This is a genomic window from Pedobacter agri PB92 (genome assembly GCF_000258495.1).
GTDB classification, from domain to species: Bacteria; Bacteroidota; Bacteroidia; order Sphingobacteriales; family Sphingobacteriaceae; genus Pedobacter; species Pedobacter agri.
In genome coordinates, this window is sequence record NZ_AJLG01000278.1 from 1 (window position 1) to 4,188 (window position 4,188).

The window sequence follows — 4,188 nt, forward strand, 5'->3', positions numbered from 1 at the left end:
TAGAAGATGCCCGTTCTTACATATAACCATTTGCAAAATTGAATGGCATTATACTGCGTCATGGCCACAGCGGGTTGATTTTCTTTACCCATTCCGAAGGTCATATCCAGATAGGGTTTCGTGGGCCGGGTTACTGCATCTACCTCTGACGAAATGGCTGTTACACTTGCCTGCTTTTCAAAATCACGGTATAAAAAGGGTTCAAAGATATTCCAGGTTACTTCATATTTTCCTATCCAAAATGCATCTAGTTTTACTTCATGAATCGGTTGTTCATCTGTTTTGCCTGCCTTGTTTCCCATCTGAAATTTTCCGGCGGGGATAGCTTGCATATCGAAGGTAAGTTTTGTGCCATCAATATTTTGAGTATAGGATTTAAGCGGAGTTTGAGCAAAATTTTGCTCATGGATAAGTAGAATTAATGCAGCAGCAAAAACTTTCTTGAACATAATAAATGGTTAGTATACTCTTTTAGAGCATTTCGGTTACTTAATAATCTGATTACTAAAGTAAATAACCGCTATCAAATTCGAGAAAATTTATGTAACAATAAGGGGATGGTTAGTAATTATGCTATCGCCTGTCGTTAACCCGGTTGCTGATATTGGCATAGCCAACCAGGGTTTCCCAACGAGCGCCCGGGCGACGGTAATATACGAAAATCTGATAGGTATTTTCTGTCTGGAAAAACGAACCTTCGAAAGGAAATGTTTCTAATGTCTTAGTATCATAATTAAACCAGGCATACTCATAATCATATAGGCCTTGCTTCAGCATCATACTGGCATAAAATTGCTTTCTGCTTGCATCGTAAAGCAGTTTATTTTCTTTTCCTAACGTATAATTGTTAAACCTACCTACTACATATGCATCGCCATTTGCGCTTGGTGCTTTGGCATTGAGCGTAAACAGCACACTCATATACTCAGCTTCAGTTCTGTCGTCTCTTCCATCAGTATTTTTGATAAAAAAGTTGCCGTTTTCATCAAATTGATTGGCAAATGCTCCGGTATTTCTAGGTACATCCTGAAAAAGCATCACATTTACTGATTCGCTGTCACGATAAATATCTTTCACATTATCTGCTTTATAACGCAGACTTCTCGTGTCGAATTTTCTAAACTCATTGTCGCCCCAAAAATCATTTGTAGTTAAATCATTATAAACCAGTTGGTTTGGGCGAACGAAAAACGGACGTGTATTTACTTTTGCGGTGTTGGAATTGAAGTTTTGCATCACAACTGCTTTCAAATCCTGATAGGGGTTGGGGATTGGTATCGAATGATTGATCGTAAAGTTCACTTTCTGTTTCGAATTCCGATCAGCAACCTGCATCGAATTGGTAATTTCAGCCGTAACCGCTACCTGATTATCTACAATATAAAAACGTTGTGAAATTACCGGCTGATTTTTATCTCCATCCAGGTAAATCTTTAAAAGATAATTTCCACCAATTTTTGGCTGTATTTGACTATTTGGGAAAGTTTGTTCGTAATGGGTATATTTTCTGGTGGTGTTTGATGAATAACGATAATTGATCATCCGATCATCATTAAAACTACCTAAATAATCGATGGTCGATATTCTTGAAGGTTGCCAGTCTGAAGTGCAATGCTCAATAGAATACCAGTAATTTTTCGTTCCGCCAAGTAAATCATTAAATGAAAATGTAATTGTTTCTGCTGAATTTAGCTGGATAACCGGCAAACTCTGCTCTCGGCTGGTATTGTAGCAAAGTACTGTTTTTATATTCGGCTGATAAATTTTGTTTTCGTAAGTAAAGCTATTGGTTTGAGCAGAGAGGAGCGAGGGTATGAAAAATAAAAGTATTGCGATTAGTTTGTGCATGGCTAAAAGTACAGAGTATTAGCCAATTTTAAAAGATTTGCACCGAAAAGTGGAGTTACCCGGAAATTTTTTAAGCTATGGTTCGCTTCTTCACGACCGATTAATATTTATTCTTCAATCTTCTTTCCAGGTCTTTTGCATCTCCGTGGCAAATAAAAAAGCCGCAGAAAATCTGCGGCTTCAATGTTATAAATTGCCATAACCGATGAAAATCGACTTCGCAATAACGGAAAGATTAACCCTCCAGTTCCATAATTTCTCCAGCTAAAGCTTCCCATTTAGCCTGGCTGTTATCTAAATCTTGTTTAGCAGTTAAATAACGCTTGTTTGCCTCAGCCAGTTTATCAGCTTTGCTGTAAACATTCTCATCAGCTAATTCTGCTTCGATATTTTTTACCGTTGCTTCCTGTTCTGTAATCGAGGTTTCGATTTTCTTCAATTCATCGTTCAGTTTTTTCAACTGATTTACAGCATTAGGCGTAGCAACTTTCGGAGCTTCTTTTACTTTCTCCGGCATTTTAACCGGAATCGGTTTAGCAACCGGAATTTCGCGTTTGCTATTCCATTCCTCGTATTCTGCATACGTTCCTGGATATTGTTTAATCTTTTCGCCTTCAATAAACCAGATTTTATTGGCCACATTATCTAAGAAATACCTATCGTGAGAAACTGCGATAAAAGTACCTTCAAATTGTTGTAACGCCTGAATTAAAATGTTAACTGATTGGATATCCAGATGGTTGGTTGGCTCATCCAGAATCAGGAAGTTTGAATCTGTTGTTAAAGATTTTGCCAAAGCCACACGAGACTTTTCTCCTCCGGAAAGTACTTTGATTTTTTTGAAAACGTCATCCCCCGTAAACAGAAAGCAGCCCAAAATACTCCGCAATTCAGTATCCGTATGTTTAGGTGCAAAGGCCTGTAACTCTTCTAGAATTGCATTATCGAGGTGTAAAGATTCCAGCTGGTGCTGCGCAAAAAATGTAGTGGTTACATTATGACCTGTTTCGCAAAAACCTTCAAATTTTTCAGTACCGGCAATCATTCTTAATAAAGTCGATTTACCTTTACCATTCGCTCCAATCAATGCAATTTTATCACCTTTTTCAATCACGGCTTCTGCATCTTCCAAAATATGAACATTTGGATAATGCTTGGTTGCATGCTCAATACGAACCACGTGTCGGCCAGATGGTTTAGTGAATTTAAAGCTGAAATTTACCGTTGGGTTGTCGTCATCAACATCATCAATACGCTCCATTTTATCTAAAGCTTTCATCCGCGATTGCGCCATTTTTGCTTTCGATGCTTTCGCTTTAAAACGCTCGATTAAACGCTCTTCCTGTTTGATTTTTGCTTGTTGATTTTTAAATTCACCCTTTTGAATTTCGCCACGCAAGGCCTTTTCTTCTACATAAAAGCTATAATTTCCGGCATAAACCGTTAATTTTCCTTTACGCGATTCAACCGTTCTATTTACAATTTTATCTAAGAAATACCTATCGTGAGAAACAATAACGATGGCGCCTTCAAAACTCTGTAAATAATTTTCCAGCCATTTAATAGACGGTAAATCCATGTGGTTGGTCGGCTCATCCAGCAACAAAATATCGGGCGTTTGCAAAAGAATTTTTGCCAACATTACCCGCATGCGCCAACCTCCGGAAAAAGTATTTAGCGGACGGTGTTGGTCTGCAGTGCTGAAACCTAAACCTGCTAAAATTTCGTTGGCTCTGTATTCAATGTTATAACCATCAAGTGCCTCGAATTCCTGCTGTTTATCGCTTAATTTATATAAAACCTCTTCACTATAATCCGTTTCTATTTTTTTAAGCAATTCCTCAATCTCATCATGCAGTTGGTTTTGGCGTTCAAAAGCCTCCATTGCTACATGCAAAATGCTGTGATGCGATTCGTAAGAAAGCAAATCCTGGTTCAAATAGCCAATTTTCAAGTCTTTAGACATGGAAACCGTACCCGAAGTCGGCGCATATTCGCCTACAATTATCTTTAAAAGTGTCGATTTTCCCGTTCCATTAGCGCCAATGAGGCCAGCTCGATCACCCGGTTTAATGTGCCAGTTCGCTTCGTCGTATAAGGCTCTTGAGCCAATGAGGAATGTTAAGTTATTTATTGAAATCATTTCGGCTGCAAAAGTACGAATTTTAAAAGCTAATTCCTTTCTGAAAGCGAAATAGACAAATGTTCGGTTTTTTAATATTTGGAAAGCAATGGCAGCAGCTTTTGGTAATTTTGTTCCTGCTATTCGCTGCAATCTTTTTGTTCATGTCAGTCTGAGCCTGTCGAAGACCTGCGTACTAAAAGTATTTTCGCTGCTAT

General features: G+C 38.2%; 3 protein-coding genes. All 3 read right to left on the reverse strand.

The features are described 5' to 3' along the window. Nucleotides 1–449: formylglycine-generating enzyme family protein (locus tag ON09_RS22925; protein WP_010603409.1), on the reverse strand; the 449-nt coding region annotated here is incomplete at its 3' end. A 124-nt stretch (nt 450–573) separates the two neighbouring features. Next, the gene (locus ON09_RS22930; protein WP_010603410.1) at nt 574–1,848 is read right to left on the reverse strand and encodes a type IX secretion system plug protein; all 1,275 of its coding nucleotides are present in this window, start codon (nt 1,846–1,848) and stop codon (nt 574–576) included. 235 nt (nt 1,849–2,083) lie between these two features. Then, nucleotides 2,084–3,991 carry an ABC-F family ATP-binding cassette domain-containing protein gene (locus tag ON09_RS22935; RefSeq protein WP_029204584.1) on the reverse strand — a complete coding sequence of 636 codons (1,908 nt, stop codon included), beginning with the start codon at nt 3,989–3,991 and terminating at the stop codon, nt 2,084–2,086. Between the last annotated feature and the right edge of the window lie 197 nt (nt 3,992–4,188).

Bases quoted from the DNA above. Each gene is read 5' to 3' on its own strand.
- ON09_RS22930 (WP_010603410.1), bottom strand. From the start codon at position 1,848: ATGCACAAACTAATCGCAATACTTTTATTTTTCATACCCTCGCTCCTC.
- ON09_RS22935 (WP_029204584.1), bottom strand. From the start codon at position 3,991: ATGATTTCAATAAATAACTTAACATTCCTCATTGGCTCAAGAGCCTTA.